This is a genomic window from Actinomadura sp. CNU-125 (genome assembly GCF_001942465.1).
GTDB lineage: Bacteria > Actinomycetota > Actinomycetes > Streptosporangiales > Streptosporangiaceae > Spirillospora.
In genome coordinates this window covers 1-13,950 of the sequence record NZ_MKJY01000132.1, presented here as the reverse complement: position 1 = coordinate 13,950, position 13,950 = coordinate 1, and the positions used below count along the sequence as shown (strand labels likewise).

15 protein-coding genes and 4 pseudogenes are annotated in these 13,950 nt (G+C 75.0%); 10 read left to right on the top strand and 9 right to left on the bottom strand.

The genetic code is table 11. From position 1 onward, the window contains the following. The 3 genes and pseudogenes from BJF79_RS60395 to BJF79_RS66975 form a co-directional block, all read left to right on the top strand. Positions 1–652: pseudogene (locus tag BJF79_RS60395) on the top strand (DNA polymerase III subunit alpha); the annotation flags it as partial. After that, positions 649–2,554: pseudogene (locus tag BJF79_RS66980) on the top strand (hypothetical protein). The pseudogenes BJF79_RS60395 and BJF79_RS66980, both read left to right, overlap by 4 nt. 41 nt (positions 2,555–2,595) lie before the next feature. After that, the gene (locus BJF79_RS66975) at positions 2,596–3,159 is read left to right on the top strand and encodes an OB-fold nucleic acid binding domain-containing protein (RefSeq protein WP_410050099.1); all 564 of its coding nucleotides are present in this window, start codon (positions 2,596–2,598) and stop codon (positions 3,157–3,159) included. A 172-nt stretch (positions 3,160–3,331) separates the two neighbouring features. Here BJF79_RS66975 and BJF79_RS17180 read toward each other — a convergent pair whose 3' ends face one another. The 4 genes from BJF79_RS17180 to BJF79_RS17165 all read right to left on the bottom strand — a co-directional run bounded on the left by BJF79_RS17180 (position 3,332) and on the right by BJF79_RS17165 (position 6,316). Next, on the bottom strand, positions 3,332–4,024 hold the full coding sequence (locus BJF79_RS17180) for a DUF4328 domain-containing protein (RefSeq protein WP_075898698.1): 693 nt from the start codon (positions 4,022–4,024) through the stop codon (positions 3,332–3,334). 88 nt (positions 4,025–4,112) lie between these two features. After that, on the bottom strand, positions 4,113–4,436 hold the full coding sequence (locus BJF79_RS17175) for a hypothetical protein (RefSeq protein ID WP_262402161.1): 324 nt from the start codon (positions 4,434–4,436) through the stop codon (positions 4,113–4,115). 64 nt (positions 4,437–4,500) lie between these two features. Then, positions 4,501–5,151: a response regulator gene (locus BJF79_RS17170; protein WP_075898694.1), complete on the bottom strand. Its 651-nt coding sequence runs from the start codon at positions 5,149–5,151 to the stop codon at positions 4,501–4,503. 13 nt (positions 5,152–5,164) lie between these two features. Next, the gene (locus BJF79_RS17165; RefSeq protein WP_262402160.1) at positions 5,165–6,316 is read right to left on the bottom strand and encodes a sensor histidine kinase; all 1,152 of its coding nucleotides are present in this window, start codon (positions 6,314–6,316) and stop codon (positions 5,165–5,167) included. A 173-nt stretch (positions 6,317–6,489) separates the two neighbouring features. Between BJF79_RS17165 and BJF79_RS57265 the strand changes: the two genes are divergently transcribed. Next, a complete protein-coding gene (locus BJF79_RS57265) occupies positions 6,490–6,651 on the top strand; it encodes a hypothetical protein (RefSeq protein WP_187357011.1) in 162 nt (53 codons plus the stop codon). Next, positions 6,648–7,319, top strand: a pseudogene (locus BJF79_RS53390) (ABC transporter ATP-binding protein); the annotation flags it as partial. The gene BJF79_RS57265 and the pseudogene BJF79_RS53390, both read left to right, overlap by 4 nt. 569 nt (positions 7,320–7,888) lie before the next feature. On the opposite strand, the gene BJF79_RS60375 reads toward BJF79_RS53390, so the two are convergent. Continuing rightward, positions 7,889–8,815: a hypothetical protein gene (locus tag BJF79_RS60375; RefSeq protein ID WP_262402159.1), complete on the bottom strand. Its 927-nt coding sequence runs from the start codon at positions 8,813–8,815 to the stop codon at positions 7,889–7,891. Between BJF79_RS60375 and BJF79_RS60370 the strand changes: the two genes are divergently transcribed. The 4 genes and pseudogenes from BJF79_RS60370 (at position 8,805) to BJF79_RS65645 (ending at position 10,621) form a co-directional block, all read left to right on the top strand. Beyond that, entirely contained in the window at positions 8,805–9,311 is a 507-nt protein-coding gene (locus BJF79_RS60370) for a hypothetical protein (RefSeq protein WP_262402158.1), read from the top strand. The genes BJF79_RS60375 and BJF79_RS60370 overlap by 11 nt on opposite strands. Before the next feature lie 163 nt (positions 9,312–9,474). Further along, the gene (locus BJF79_RS17150) at positions 9,475–9,675 is read left to right on the top strand and encodes a hypothetical protein (RefSeq protein WP_075898690.1); all 201 of its coding nucleotides are present in this window, start codon (positions 9,475–9,477) and stop codon (positions 9,673–9,675) included. Between the two features lie 144 nt (positions 9,676–9,819). Next, positions 9,820–10,191, top strand: a pseudogene (locus tag BJF79_RS65650) (class I SAM-dependent methyltransferase); the annotation flags it as partial. A 64-nt stretch (positions 10,192–10,255) separates the two neighbouring features. Continuing rightward, a complete protein-coding gene (locus BJF79_RS65645; RefSeq protein WP_316043371.1) occupies positions 10,256–10,621 on the top strand; it encodes a hypothetical protein in 366 nt (121 codons plus the stop codon). 11 nt (positions 10,622–10,632) lie between these two features. On the opposite strand, the gene BJF79_RS17140 is transcribed toward BJF79_RS65645, so the two are convergent. From BJF79_RS17140 to BJF79_RS60360, 4 genes are read right to left on the bottom strand one after another with little or no spacing between them, the layout of a single operon-like run. Then, a complete protein-coding gene (locus BJF79_RS17140) occupies positions 10,633–11,427 on the bottom strand; it encodes an SDR family oxidoreductase (protein ID WP_075898688.1) in 795 nt (264 codons plus the stop codon). 27 nt (positions 11,428–11,454) lie between these two features. Continuing rightward, positions 11,455–12,243: an ABC transporter permease gene (locus BJF79_RS17135; RefSeq protein ID WP_083733521.1), complete on the bottom strand. Its 789-nt coding sequence runs from the start codon at positions 12,241–12,243 to the stop codon at positions 11,455–11,457. Next, positions 12,236–12,838, bottom strand: coding sequence for a hypothetical protein (locus BJF79_RS60365; protein WP_410050098.1), 603 nt, complete (start codon positions 12,836–12,838; stop codon positions 12,236–12,238). Before BJF79_RS60365 ends, BJF79_RS17135 begins: the two co-directional genes overlap by 8 nt. Further along, on the bottom strand, positions 12,754–13,236 hold the full coding sequence (locus BJF79_RS60360) for an ATP-binding cassette domain-containing protein (RefSeq protein WP_262402156.1): 483 nt from the start codon (positions 13,234–13,236) through the stop codon (positions 12,754–12,756). Before BJF79_RS60360 ends, BJF79_RS60365 begins: the two co-directional genes overlap by 85 nt. A gap of 99 nt (positions 13,237–13,335) precedes the next feature. On the opposite strand from BJF79_RS60360, the gene BJF79_RS17125 reads away from it, so the two are divergent. Further along, on the top strand, positions 13,336–13,950 hold a 615-nt coding region (locus BJF79_RS17125; protein ID WP_158079201.1), incomplete at its 3' end, for a TetR/AcrR family transcriptional regulator.

Sequence of the window (13,950 nt, the reverse complement as noted above, 5' to 3'; positions counted from 1 at the left end):
GCGCGGCGGCGGCCCGTCGTCACCCGGGAGCTGGTCGGCGCGCACGGCCGACGGCCTCGTCGTCCTGCTCGGGCCCGCCTCCGACGTCGGACGGGCCGTCGCCGAGCGGCGCCCGGACGAGGCCGCGCGGCGGCTCGCGGCGTGGCGCGCGGCCGTCGGCGACGTCGCCGTCGAGATCGTCAACCACTTCGACAAGGGCGACGGGCACCGCGCCGCCCGGATGGTCGCGCTCGCCCGCGAGGCCGGGGTGCCCGCCGTCCTCGGCAACGCCGTCCGGTACCTGGACCCCGGCGACTACCCGGTGGCGCAGGTCCTGGACGTCACGCGCAAGCTCGTCCCGCTGGACCGCAGGCACCTCGACGAGCACACCGGCCACGCGTACCTGAAGTCGATCGCGGAGATGCGGCGGGTCGCGGAGCTGAGCTGCGGCCCCGGGGACGACCCCGGCGAACTCCTCGCCGCGACCCGGCGGCTGTCCGAACGGTGCGTCCTCGACCCGGACCGCGACCTCGGCATGGACCGCGTGCACCTGCCCGCGGTGGACGGCGACGCGCTCGCGCGGCTCGCCGCCCGCTGCGCCGACGGGCTGGCGCGGCGCGGCATGGACCGCTCGGCCCGTCGGACGAGCGGCTCGCCGACGAACTCGCCGTGATCGCCCGCAAGGGCCTGGCCGCCTACTTCCTCACGGTCGCCGACGCCGCCGCGCTGATCCGCTCCCGCGGCATCCGCTGCGCGATCCGCGGCTCGGGCGCGGGCAGCCTGGTCAACCACCTGATCGGCATCGGCGACCTCGACCCGCTCCGGCACGACCTGCTGATGGAACGGTTCCTCGCCGACAGCCGCGAGGGCCTGCCCGACATCGACCTGGACGTCGAGTCGGCGCGCCGCCACGAGGCGTACCGGGCGCTGTTCGACCGGTACGGCGCCGACGGCACCGCGTGCGTGTCGATGATGGAGACCTACCGGGCGCGCAGCGCGCTCCGCGACGTCGGCAACGCCGTCGGCGCAGGAGATCGACGCGATCGCCAAGGCGTTCCCGCGCATCCGCGCCCGGCAGATCCGCGCCGCCCTGCACGACCTGCCGGAACTGCGGCAGAGCAACCTCGCGCAGGGCCGCCTGGAGGTGCTGTTCCGAATCGCCGAACGGCTCGACGGGATCCCCCGGCACATCGCCATGCACCCGTGCGGGGTGCTGCTGTCCAACCCGACCCTGCACGACCGGACGCCCGTCGAGGAGAGCGCGCTCGGGTTCCCGATGAGCCAGTTCGACAAGGACGACGTCGAGGCGATGGGCCTGCTCAAACTGGACGTCATCGGCGTGCGGATGCAGTCGGCGATGGCGCACACGGTGGACGAGATCGCCCGCACGACCGGCGAGCGGCCCGACCTCGAAGCCGTCCCGCGCGACGACCCGGCCACGTTCGAGCTGATCCGCACGTCCCGTACCCTCGGCTGCTTCCAGATCGAGTCGCCCGGCCAGCGGGAGCTGATCGGACGGCTCCAGCCGCGCGACCTCGACGACCTCGTCATCGACATCTCGCTGTTCCGGCCCGGCCCGTGAGCTCCGACATGGTGGGCCCGTTCCTCGACTCCCGCGACGGCCTGCGCGAACCCGAGTACCCGCACCCCGACCTCGAACCGGCGCTGCGCGAGAGCCTCGGCGTCGTCGTCTTCCACGAGCAGGTGCTCCGCGTCGTGGACGTGATGACCGGCTGCGGGCTCTCGACGGCCGAGGCGGCGCGCCGCTCCCTCGGCGACGCCGAGGGCCACGCCGTGATCGGCGCGTGGTTCCGCGAACGGGCCCTCGCGCGCGGCTACGGCGAGGCCGCCGTCGAACGCGTGTGGCGGACGCTCACCGCGTTCGGCGCCTTCGGCTTCTGCAAGGCGCACGCGGCGTCGTTCGCCCTGCCCACGTACCAGTCGGCGTGGCTCAAACGGCACCACACCGCCGCGTTCTACGCGGGCGTCCTCACCCACGATCCCGGCATGTACCCCAAGCGGGTCATCCTCGACGACGCCCGCCACTTCGGGGTGCCGATCCTTCCGCTGGACGTCAACCGCTCCACCGCCGACTGGCACGTCGAACCGGTCGCGGCGGGCGGCCCGGCCGGGATCCGGGTCGCGCTGTCGGAGGTCAAGGGCATCGCCGAGGCCGAGGTCGCGGCGATCGTCGCCGCCCGCGGGGACGGGCGCCCGTACCGCTCCCTCACCGACTTCTGGCGCCGCGCCCGCGTGTCCCGCCCGACCGCCGAACGCCTCGTCCTGGCCGGGGCCTTCGACGCCCTCTACACCCCCGCCGAGAGCGGGGCGAACCTGTCGGAGTCGGGCGTGTACGGGGTGCCCGCTCGGACGGCGCCGCGGCGGGACCTGCTGTGCCGGGTCGGCGCGCTCGAACGGGTCACCGGACGGCCGCGCCGGGGCGGTGTCGCGGACGGGCAGTTGCCGCTCGGCTTCGACGACGGCGAACTCGAACCCGTCCTCGCCGCCCCCCTCGCGGACCCCCTGGCGGACCCCGCGCTCGGCGACGTCTCGCCGACCGGGCTGCCGCCGATGACGCCCGCCGAGGTCGTCGAGGCCGAGCTGGAGATCCTCGGGATGGACGTGTCCCGGCACGTGCTGAGCTTCTACCGCCCGCTGCTGGCCGCCCTGCGCGCGGTCCCCGCCGCGGACCTGCCGCGCCGCCCGCCCGGCACGGACGTCCTGGTCGCGGGCGTGAAGGTCGCGACGCAGACGCCGACCGTCCGGTCCGGGCAGCGGGTCATCTTCGCGACGCTCGACGACGCGACCGGCCCGGTCGACCTCGCGTTCTTCGAGTCCGTGCAGGACCGCTGCGCCGCCACCGTGTTCGGCTCGTGGCTGCTGGCCGTCCGCGGCCGGGTCCGGCGGGCCGGCGGCCGCGCCGTGTCGATCACCGCGACGGCCTGCTGGGACCTGGCGTTCCTTGAGGAGGAGCGGCGGCGCGGCGGCCCGGAGGCCGTGCGCGCGGCGATGGCGCGGCCCGGCCCGTCCGGACGTCCCGTCGGCCGGCGGATCGTGCAGCCGACCGGGTTCGCGATGTCGCCGTACTCGGACGTCGGCCACGCGGGTTCACCGGCCGCGTCCCGTCCGCCCGCGAAACTCTGGCATGCCAGCACCGGCAGCTCCGGCCCGGCGTGTTGATTGCGGCGCCCTCGGCGTCAGGCCCCGGGGGGCCTTCCTTCAACGGGCAACGCGTGCGATTGCCGCATCGCTCCGACTCGCCCAGGGCTCGCTGCGCGATCAAGTTCTCGCTTCGCTCGAACTTGGCTTCGCACGCAATCGCAGCGGTCCCGGTTCGCTCTGGCTAGGGAAATTATCGCTGCGGGAGGACTTCGCGGCCGGCCTGCAGGCGGGTGATCTGGAAGACGTTCGCCATGCAGAGGGCGGCGGCCAGGGCGAGGCAGCCGGCCGCCGCGACGCCGAGGTGGACGTCGAAGCGGGCGTCGGCGAGGCTGTCGGTGCTGCCGTGGGCGAACGCCTGCGCGAGCAGGACGCCCGCCAGGGCGCAGATCCACCAGCCCGCGACGACCACCCCGACGGCCTGCCGTTCCGCGGTGCGGTACCGGCCGCTGTTGACCCACACCTCGTACACCAGGCGGGGCGGCAGCCACAGGTTCACGATCGGCATGAACCAGCCGAACACCGTCCAGGCGCGGTGGTGGCGGTGCGGGCCGGGCGACTGCCCGTAGGCCCGCCAGAACCAGAACAGGTAGAGCATTCCGGTGACGACGGCCAGGAGCGCGTACACGGTGAACACGTCGGTGTAGGGGGCGATCGCCTGGCCGGTGGCCTCGGCGTCGTACGTCCCGTGGGTCGCCCGGCGCAGCGGGTGCGCCATCTGCAGCAGGCTGATGCCCGAGCCCAGCGCGACGAACGCGTCGAACCCGAGCAGCATGAACACCGCCACGCCGACGGCGCGGAAATCGCGCCGCCGGGCCCACGCTCCGCACGCCGGGCAGCGGTTCACCTCGGCCGGGATGATGTCGCCGCAGAGGGCGCACGGCATGGTCGACCTCCGGGGGGTTCGGGGCTCGGTCCTCGTTGGATACTACGAAGGTACGACTTGTCCGCGGGCCCGGCGGTTCGGACCGTTCTCAGAACACCGCCCGCGTCGCCCCGGCCGCGAGGACGGCGGTGAGCGCGAGCCAGGCGCCGAGCCGCCCCGGCCCGCCGGTCGCCGCGAGCCGTTCGGGCCGCAGCCCGGTGACGATCATGAGCGCCCACCACTGCGCGGCGAGCCAGATCGTCGCGTACAGGTTGCCGTGGCCGACGTGCGCGCACAGCAGGACGACCGCGGCGGGCGTGAGCGTGTGCGCGAACAGGGACGGTCCGCGCGCCGGGCCGCGCACGCCGCGCCGCAGCCCGGCCAGGACCGCGATCCACCCGGCGCCGCACAGCGCCCACAGGGCCACGACCATGGCGGGCAGCCCGTTCAGCGACTCCGGTGCCAGCGCCGCCCCCTTCGTCCCGGTCCGGCGCCCATCAGCGCACCAGGCCCGACTCCCACGCCCACGCCGCCGTCTCGACGCGGTTCCGGGTGCCCAGCTTGCGGTGGACGCTCCCGACGTGGGTCTTCACCGTGGACAGCGACACGAACAGCTCCCCGGCGATCTCCTCGTTCGTCCGGCCGCGCGCGACGAGCCGGACGACGTCCAGTTCGCGTTCGGTGAGCGCTTCGCGCGGCTGGACGGGCGGTGCCTGCACGGGCCGCGCGAGCTGCGCCAGCAGCCGGACGGTGATCGACGGCGACACCAGCGACTCGCCGTTGGACGCCGCCCGGATGGCCTCCACCAGCAGTGCGGGGCCGCCGTCCTTGAGCAGGAACCCGACGGCGCCGCCGCGCAGCGCCCCGTACACGTACTCGTCCATGTCGAACGTCGTGACGATCACGATGCGGAGCGGGTCGGGGACGCCCGGCCCGGCGAGCAGCCGGGTCGCCTCCAGGCCGTCCATCGCGGGCATCCGGATGTCGAACAGGCACACGTCGGGGCGGAGCCGGCGGGCCAGCTCGACCGCCTGCCGGCCGTCGGCGGCGTCCCCGACGACGGTCATGTCGGGCTGGGAGTCGACGATCATCCGGAACCCGGTCCGGACCATCTCCTGGTCGTCTGCGATCAGTACACGGATGGACACGTATCCGATTCTTTCAGGATTCGGGGAGGGGGAGCACGGCCACCACCTCCCAGCCGCCCTCGGGACGGGCGCCCGCGTGCAGCCGCCCGCCGAGCGCGGTCACCCGCTCGGCCAGCCCGGTCAGCCCGAACCCGCTCGACGGGAGCCGCCGCCCGCGGCCCCGCCCGTCGTTGCGCACCGCCACCTCGACGCCGCCGCCGAACCGCGCGAGCGACACCCGCACGTACGTCGCGTCCGCGGCGTGCTTGCGGATGTTCGTCAGCGCCTCCTGCACGACCCGCTGCGCGGACGTCGCGACCTCCGGCGGGAGCGGCCCGAGGTCGGGCGCCAGGGACAGGACGGCGGGCGGGTGCGCGAACCCGTCGACGAGCTCGCGCAGCCGGTCGAGGTCCCCGACGGGACGCGTCGCCGAACCGCGGTCGGACGGGACGTCTCCCTGCGGGCCCGCGGCGGGGGCGCCGTCCACGTGCTGGGCGTCCCGCAGCAGCCCCACCATGCGGCGCATCGACGTCAGCGCCTCCGTCCCGGCCTTCTCGATCCCCCCGAACATCGTGTCCAGCTGGTCGGGCGACTGCACCGCCCCCGAACTCGCCGCGAACCGGGCCGCCTGCGCCTGCACGACGATCCCGGTGACGTGGTGGGCGACGAAGTCGTGCAGGTCGCGGGCCAGTTCGAGGCGCTCGTCCCGGCGCGCCGCCGTCACCGACCGGGACCGCCGCGCGTCCACCGCCCGCAGGTACAGCCCGATGCCGATCGCGACCGCGAGGAGCACGCCGAGCGGGGCGGTGAACAGCACCCCGGTGATCAGCGACCAGCGCAGCGGCATGATCAGCAGCGCGGCGCCGAGCAGCACGGTGACCTGGACGACCCGGTCCCGCGCCATCCGCCACACGGTGCGGACGACCACGATCAGCAGCCCGCCGATCTCGGCGAACAGGCTCGGGTTGCCGCCGGTGTCGAGGACGACGGCCGTGCCGAGGAACAGGGTGCTGAACAGCGACAGCGACCCCGCCGCGATCGCCCACGGCAGCAGCGGCCCGCGGCTGACCACCGCCGCGTTGACGGTCGTGGCGAGCATCACCATCCACAGGTCGGGCACGCCGTTCACGCTCAGCAGGCACAGCAGGAGGAAGAGGGCCGCGAAACCCCCGTACGCGATGCGCACCACCCATCCGCCGGCCGTGTGGATGCGGTCGAGTCCGGCTCCTGTGTCACTCACGGATATGCAGGCTACGACCCTGAGCCGACCGGCGGATCGGTCATTCGGCCGATAGGGGCCGCCGGGAACCGATCCTGCGCCCGATGTGCCCGGCGCCCGGGTTCCCGCAGGCTGAAGGCATGGAAATCGTCTACGTCCCGCTCGCCATCGCCTTCACCGCCGCGTTCGTCGTCTTCGTCGTCTACGGGGGCATCGTGATGCCGGTGACCGAGATCGCCGAATCGTGGCGATCGCGGGGAGCCGGCAGAGCCCGCAGCGACGCCCCGAAGGAGGCCCGGTGACCGAATTCAACCCCGATCCCGTCCTGCTGGGACGGGGCCTGACGAAACGCTTCGGCCCGGCCGTCGCGCTCGACGGCGTGGACCTCGCCGTCGCCCGCGCCGAAACCGTCGCGATCATGGGCCCGAGCGGTTCCGGGAAGTCGACGCTGCTGCACTGCCTCGCCGGGATCGCGAAGCCGGACGGCGGCGAGGTGCGGCTGCTCGGGGAGCGCGTCGACGCGCTGAGCGAACGCCGCCGCAGCGTCCTGCGCCGCACCCGCTTCGGGTTCGTCTTCCAGTTCGGCCAGCTGCTCCCCGAACTGCCCGCGGACGAGAACGTCGCGCTCCCGCTGATGCTGAACGGGACGCCGCGCCGGGAGGCGGTGCGGGCGGCCCGCGAGTGGTTCGGCCCGCTCGGCCTCGCCGGGCTGGAGGGCCGCCGTCCCGGCGAGCTGTCGGGCGGGCAGGCGCAGCGCGTCGCGATCGCCCGCGCGCTCGCGCCCCGTCCGGCCGTCGTGTTCGCCGACGAGCCCACCGGCTCCCTCGACCAGGCCACCGGGCACGACACCATGCGGATCCTGGCGGACGCGACCCGGCACAACGACGCGTCCCTCGTGGTCGTCACGCACGACGCGGCCGTCGCGGCCTGGTGCGACCGGACGGTCGAGGTCCGCGACGCGCGTGCGCGCACGTCGCGGGAGCCGCGTGATGCGGACGACGTTCGACCTGTCGTGGCGGCTGCTGCGCGGCGGCGGAGCCCGCGGCCTGCTGGGTTCCGCGCTCACCCTCGCCGCCGTGGCCGTCTCGACCGGACTGCTGCTGTTCGCGCTCGGCGCGAACCACGCGTTCGCCGAGCGCTCCGCCGCCGACGCGTGGCGGCATCCGGCGAAGGCGTCCGGGACGCCGGTCGCCGTCCAGGCGCTCTCGACCGACTACGTGAACGGCGAGCCGATCACGGTCGTCGATCTCGCCGCGCTGTCCGCGGACGCCCCGGTACCGCCGGGAATGTCGCGCTTCCCGAAGCCGGGCGAGCTGTGGGCGTCGCCCGCACTGTCCGGCCTGCTGAAGGACCTGCCCGCCGAGCGGCTCGCCGGCCGGTTCCCCGCACCCGCCGGGACGCTCGGCCGCGCCGCGCTCGTCCACCCCGGCGAACTCGTCGCGGTCGTCGGACGGGACGCCGCCGCGCCCGTCATGACCGCCCCGCGCGCCGACGCGACCGGCCTGGAGACCACCGCCGCCCCCACCCGGATCGACGGCTTCACCACCGGCACGTCCTCGCTGATGAGCGTCTACCGGGTGCTCGCCGGGATCGCGTCCGCGCTGATGATCGCGCCGCTGCTGGTGTTCGGCGCGCGCCGCCCGGCTCACCGTCGCGCGCCGCGACGGGCGGCTCGCCGCCCTCCGGCTGATCGGCGCCACCCCCGGCCAGGTCGTCGCGGTCACCACCGCCGAGGCCGTCCTCACCGCCGCCGCGGGCGCCGTGCTGCGGCGGGTCCTGTACGCGGCGGCCGTCCCGGCCCTCGCCCGCATCACGATCCAGGGCGGCGGCTGGTTCGCCGGCCACCTGTGGCCCGGCCTCCCGGTCGTCGCGGCGGTCCTCGCCGCCGTGCCGGTGCTCGTCGGCGCGAGTGCGGTCGTCGGGCTGCGCCGGGTCGTCATCGGCCCGCTGGGCGTCGCCCGCCGCGAGACGCCGCCCGCCCTGCGCGCCGTCCGGGTGCTCGTACCGGTCGCGGTCCTCGCCGTGTTCGGCGTCGTCGGCGGCGGGCTGACGGGGATGCGGTACGTCGGCCTCGCGATCCTGCTCGTGCTGATGACGCTGGCGTTCCTCACGATCAACTACGCCGGGCCGTGGGTGGTGTCGATGATCGGCGCGGGCATGGTCGCGCTCGCCCGCGGCCCCTCCCGGCTGCTCGCGGGCCGCCGCCTGCGCGACGATCCGCGCTCGGTGTGGCGGACGGTCGCGGGCGTCGCGCTCACCGGGTTCGTCGCCGGGTTCCTCGCGCTGCTGAACCCGGGGGCGATGGAGTCCGGGCCGTCCGACCGGCTCCGGATCGCCCTCCCGGACGGGCGCGAACCGGCCGCCGTGGCCGTGCGGGCGGAGCGGCGGCTCGCCCACCGGCGCGACGGTCTCGACGACGCGTCCCGCGGACGACTTCCGCGCCGGCGAGCGGCTCGTGACGATCACCGTGCCGGGCGGCCCCGCCGCCGTCGACCGGGCCCGCACCGCGCTGCACGGGCTCGTCCCCGGCCACGTCGCCACCACCCCCGCCGACGACGACACCGGCGGCCGGTACCTGCTCGGCGACCTGCGGACGGGCGCGCTGACCGTCCTCGCCGTCTCGTTCCTCATCGGGACCACCAGCGCGGGCATCACCGGGGCGTCCGCCGTCCTGGACCGCCGCCGGGAGTACGCGATGCTCCGCCTCGCCGGGACGCCGCTGGGCGTGCTCGACCGTGCGCGCCGCCAGGAGACGCTCGTCCCGCTCGCGGTGATGGGCGGCGGGTCGCTGCTCGCCGGGCTGTTCTTCGCGTCCCCGTTCGCGGTGGGCGCGGGGACGGGCGGCCTGGTGACGCTCGCGGCGTTCCTCGTGCTCGGCTTCGGCGGGATCCTCGCCGCGGGCGCCCTCAGCCGACCGCTCCTGCGGGCCGTGACGACCGATCCCGCACCACGTCCGGACTAGCCGGAAATGTCAGTGGCACGTCGTAGTTTGTGCAGGTGATCACAGGGGCGCCTGGGAACAGATGCCGAACCGTGACGCTTGTTACGACGTACCAGGGGGTACGTCAAAGGCGACGGCCCCGCCGGGCGGCGGAGCCGTCGGCGTACAGGAAGGGGTGTTGGCAGTGGAGGCGACTTTCCATATCTCCCGCCCGCGGCTGGACGGGCCCGCCGAGCGGACCGCCGTGCAGCCGTGGCTGACCGAGCTCACCCACGCGACGATGAACGCCTACGCCGAGCCGCCTCGCGCGCTCGCCGCGGTCGAGACGCTCCCCGTGCGGGACGCGCGTCGTCGGCCCGTGCGCGCCGCAGTGGCCGCCGCCTAACGGGGGAAACCGTAGCGTAGAAAGAGCCGGGACGACAGCGTCCCGGCTCTTTCTTTATCCGCTCGTCTCATCATTTGATACTCATTTCTCATCATTCGAGAAGCCGTCGTAGGCTGCGGGCATCTCGAAGGAGAGGTGATCCCCATGGCGGGCGAAGCGACCTACACCCACGGACATCACGAGACCGTCCTGAGCGCGCACCGGTGGCGGACGGTCGAGAACTCGGCCGCGTACCTCATCGAGCACCTGCGTCCCGGCGCGTCGGTGCTGGACGTCGGCTGCGGGCCCGGCTCGATCACCGCGGGGCTGGCCGAACGCGTCGCGCCCGGCCGCGTCGTCGGCGTCGACTCCGCCGAGACCGTCGTCGAGCAGGCGCGGCGGGCGGTCCCCGGCGGAACGCGCAACGTCGAGTTCGCCGTCGGAGACGTCCACGACCTGCGGTTCCCCGACGACACGTTCGACGTCGTCCACGCCCACCAGGTGCTGCAGCACATCGCCGACCCGGTCGGCGCGCTGCGCGAGATGCGCCGCGTCGCGCGTCCGGGCGGCGTCGTCGCGTGCGGGAGCCGACTTCGGCGGCATGGTCTGGCACCCGGACCCGCCGGGCATGGACGCGTGGCTGCCCGTCTACTACGCGGTGGCGCGGGGCAACGGCGGCGAACCCGACGCCGGACGGCGGCTGGCCGGTTGGGCCCGCGCGGCCGGGTTCGACGACGTGCGGGCGTCCACGTCGTCCTGGTGCTTCGCCACGCCGGACGAGCGCGCCTGGTGGGCCGAGTCGTGGGGCGGGCGCCTCGCCCGTTCGGCCGTCGCCGACACCGCCGTGGCCGGCGGCCACGCCACCCGCGACGAGCTGGCGCGGATCCACGCGGGCTGGCGGGCGTGGGCGGCGGCCGAGGACGGCTGGTTCGCCGTCCTGCACGGCGAGATCGTCTGCCGCGCCTGACGCGCCCGGTCCTACATCGTCCAGCGGCGGAAACCGCCCTCGGAGTTCAGCACCTGCCCGGTCATCCAGCGCCCGTCGTCCGACACCAGCCAGCGGACGAGCCGCGCCACGTCGTCCGGCTCGCCCCAGCGGCCGAACGGCAGCGCACGGCCGACCGAGGCGGTCAGTTCGGCGTCGGCCCAGCCGGTGTCGACCGGTCCCGGATTGACCGCGTTGACGGTGATGTGCCGGTCGGCGAGTGCGTCCGCGAGCGTGAGCGTCATCTGCTGGATCGCGCCCTTGCTGACCGCGTAGGGGATCTCCCGCGACATCGGGGCGAGGTGCTGGCCGGACGTGAACAGCACGATCCGCCCGCCCGGACGCGCGTCATCGTGCGCGGCGGCGAACGCCTGCGCGAGCAGCACGCTCGCCCGCGCGTTGACCGCCCAGCACAGGTCGAGGTCCTCGGCGGAGACCTCGTCGAGGGTGCCGAGGGCGCTGCGGGCGTGGTTCGCCACGACGATGTCGACCGCGCCGAACGTCTCGACGGCGTGCCGGACGACCCGTCCGGGCGCGTCCGGCTCGGCGAAGTCGGCGGCCAGGTGCGCGAGGCGCGGGCCGGTGCCGCCGAGGGCGTCCAGGACGCCCTCGGCGCCGCCGGGGTCGGCGCCCCACGGCTGCTCCGCGTCGTGCGGCGTCCACGACTGGACCAGGACGCTCGCGCCCGCCGCGAGCAGCTCGCGGGCGATCGCGAACCCGATCCCCGCGCGCCGTCCGACGCCCGTCACGATCGCCGTCCGTCCGTACAGGGGACCGTTGACCACCATGCGGCCAGCGTGCCAGAGAGCGGCCGCTCAGTCGCGCCGGACCAGGGCGCGGAGGCTGATCGCCACGCCCGCGGCGCACCAGCAGAGCAGCACGAGGAGGTCGCGGGCGGCGGCCTCGTAGAGGTCGGACGCCAGCCCGGCCCGCAGCAGGTCCGCCCCCGGACGGACGGGCAGGACGTCGTGCAGGGTGCGGTACCAGCCGGGCAACCGGTCCGCGGGGAAGGTGACCGGGGAGAAGAGCAGGACGAAGAACACCAGCACCTGGCTGACGAGCTGGGCCAGCATGGGCTTGAGCAGCACGGCGATCGCGTAGCCGACGGCCGTGGCGGTGACGGCCACGAGGAGCGCGGCGCAGACCAGCAGCGGCCAGTCGAACGACAGCCTCAGGTCGTAGCGGAGCCATCCGACGAGGACGGCGACGCCCACCGACGGCACGCAGATCGCGACCCACACCGTCAGGTCGGCGAGGAAGAGCAGCGGGCGCGGCACCGGCAGCGCGCGCATATAGGTGAAGGTGCCGTCGAGCCGCGTCCGTGCCACGCCCTGCGGCACGATGGCGAGGCCGATGGTCAGCAGCAGCACGGTCGGCGCGCCCGTCGTCAGGAACACGGCCGTCGCGGCGTCGACGCCGGGGACGAGCAGGCCGAAGCCGATGACGATGCCGGCCGCCAGCAGCGCCTGCACCACCACGAGGAGCGGCAGCAGGCCGCCGATCTGCGCGAGCTGCCACGAGAGCAGCGTGCGGTAGGCGCCCCACGGGCCGATGCCCGCGGGGGCCGGAGGCGTGGACGGCGCGAGCGCCGAGGCGTCAGGCATCGCCGGTCACCCCCTCGGTCTCGCGGCCCGGGGCCGACGTCGCGGCGAGGTAGGCGTCCTCAAGGGTGGCCGGGGAGAGCGCGTACCCGTCGAGATTCCCCCGTTCCCGGTGGGCCGCCGCCCAGGAGACGGCGGCCGCCGCGGCGTCGGGAGGGATGGTGAGCAGGACGCGGCGCCCGGAACGGACACGGCGCCGCACCGGGACGGGCACGGGCGTCTCCGTCGACGGTCCGCCCGCCGTCGCGGGGCCCGGGTCGGACGGGTCGGGTCCGTCCGGCACGAGATGCAGTTCCAGGCGCAGCCCGTCGTCGCCGCGCAGCCTGGCCGGTGTTCCGGCGGTCACCACGCGTCCGGCGTCGAGCACCACCAGCTCGTCGACCACCCGTTCCGCCTCCACGACGTTGTGGGTCACCAGCAGGACGCCGGATCCCTGATCGGCGACCCGGCGCACCGTCGCCCACAGCGCGCGGCGGCGCACGGCGTCGACGTCGTTGCTCGGCTCGTCGAGGATCACCAGCGGCGCGCCGCCGACGACGGCCATCGCGAATCCGGCGAGGCGCCGTACCCCGCCGGACAGGCCGCGCCCTTCGGGCAGCGCGCGCCGGTCCGCCCACGCCCCGAGGCCGAGTTCGGCCACCAGCCGCCGGGCGCCGCGCCGGCCCGCCCGGCGTCCAGGCCGCGCAGGCGGGCGGCCACCGTGATCGCGGCCGTCAGGGTGAGGCCGTCGATCGGTACGTGGGCCTGCGGTTGCAGGGCCGCCATGCGGCGGGCCGCGGCCGGCCGCGCCACCGCGTCGACGCCGCCCACCGTGATGCGCCCCGCGTCGGGACGCAGCAGCCCGACCACCTGCGAGACGAGCGTGGTCTTGCCCGCGCCGTTGTGGCCCAGCAGGCCCACCACCTCGCCGGGCCGCACGCGCAGCGACACGTCGTCGTTGGCGACGACCGTCCCGAACCTGCGCGTGAGCCCGTCGATCTCCAGCACCGCGGTCATGCGCACCTCCTCAGATACATCCTGTTTTTGGATACTACATGTGTTCAGAAACAAGGTGTATCTGAGTGCGACCAGTATTCGGCCGGTACGATGAGGGCCGTGGACGAACACTCGACCGGGCTGCCCACGCGCGGCGAACGCCAGGAACAGACGCGCGCCGCGCTCGTCGACGCGGCCCGGGACGTCTTCTCCCGGGACGGCTACCACGGGGCCGGCCTCGGCGAGATCGCGCGCATCGCCGGCTACACCAGGGGCGCCGTCTACTCCAACTTCGACGGCAAGGCGGACCTCTTCCTCGCGGTGATGGACGCCAACCTCCGCGAGGTCTCGGGGCGCGTCTGGGACCCCTTCGACCCGGTCGTCCCCGAGGCCGACCCCGAGGTCGCCGAACTGATCCGCGGCATGGCGCTCGCCACGCTGGAGTTCATCGCGGTCGCGGCCCGCGACGAACGGCTCAGCGAAGCGCTGGCCGGGCGCGTCCGGCGGCTCCTGGACCTCTACACCCGGATCGTCGACGGCGCGCGCGCGGACGGCGAGCCGCTCGCCTCCGCCGAGGTGGGCGCGCTGCTCGCGGCGCTCGACCAGGGCGTGGCGCTGATGGCGCTGTCCGGGCTCGTCGCCATCGACCAGCGGACGCTGCGCGTCGGGCTGCGCCGCCTCGCCGACCCCGCGCGCGCCCGGCGCCGCCACGAGCCGGCGGACGCGCCGGGCGGC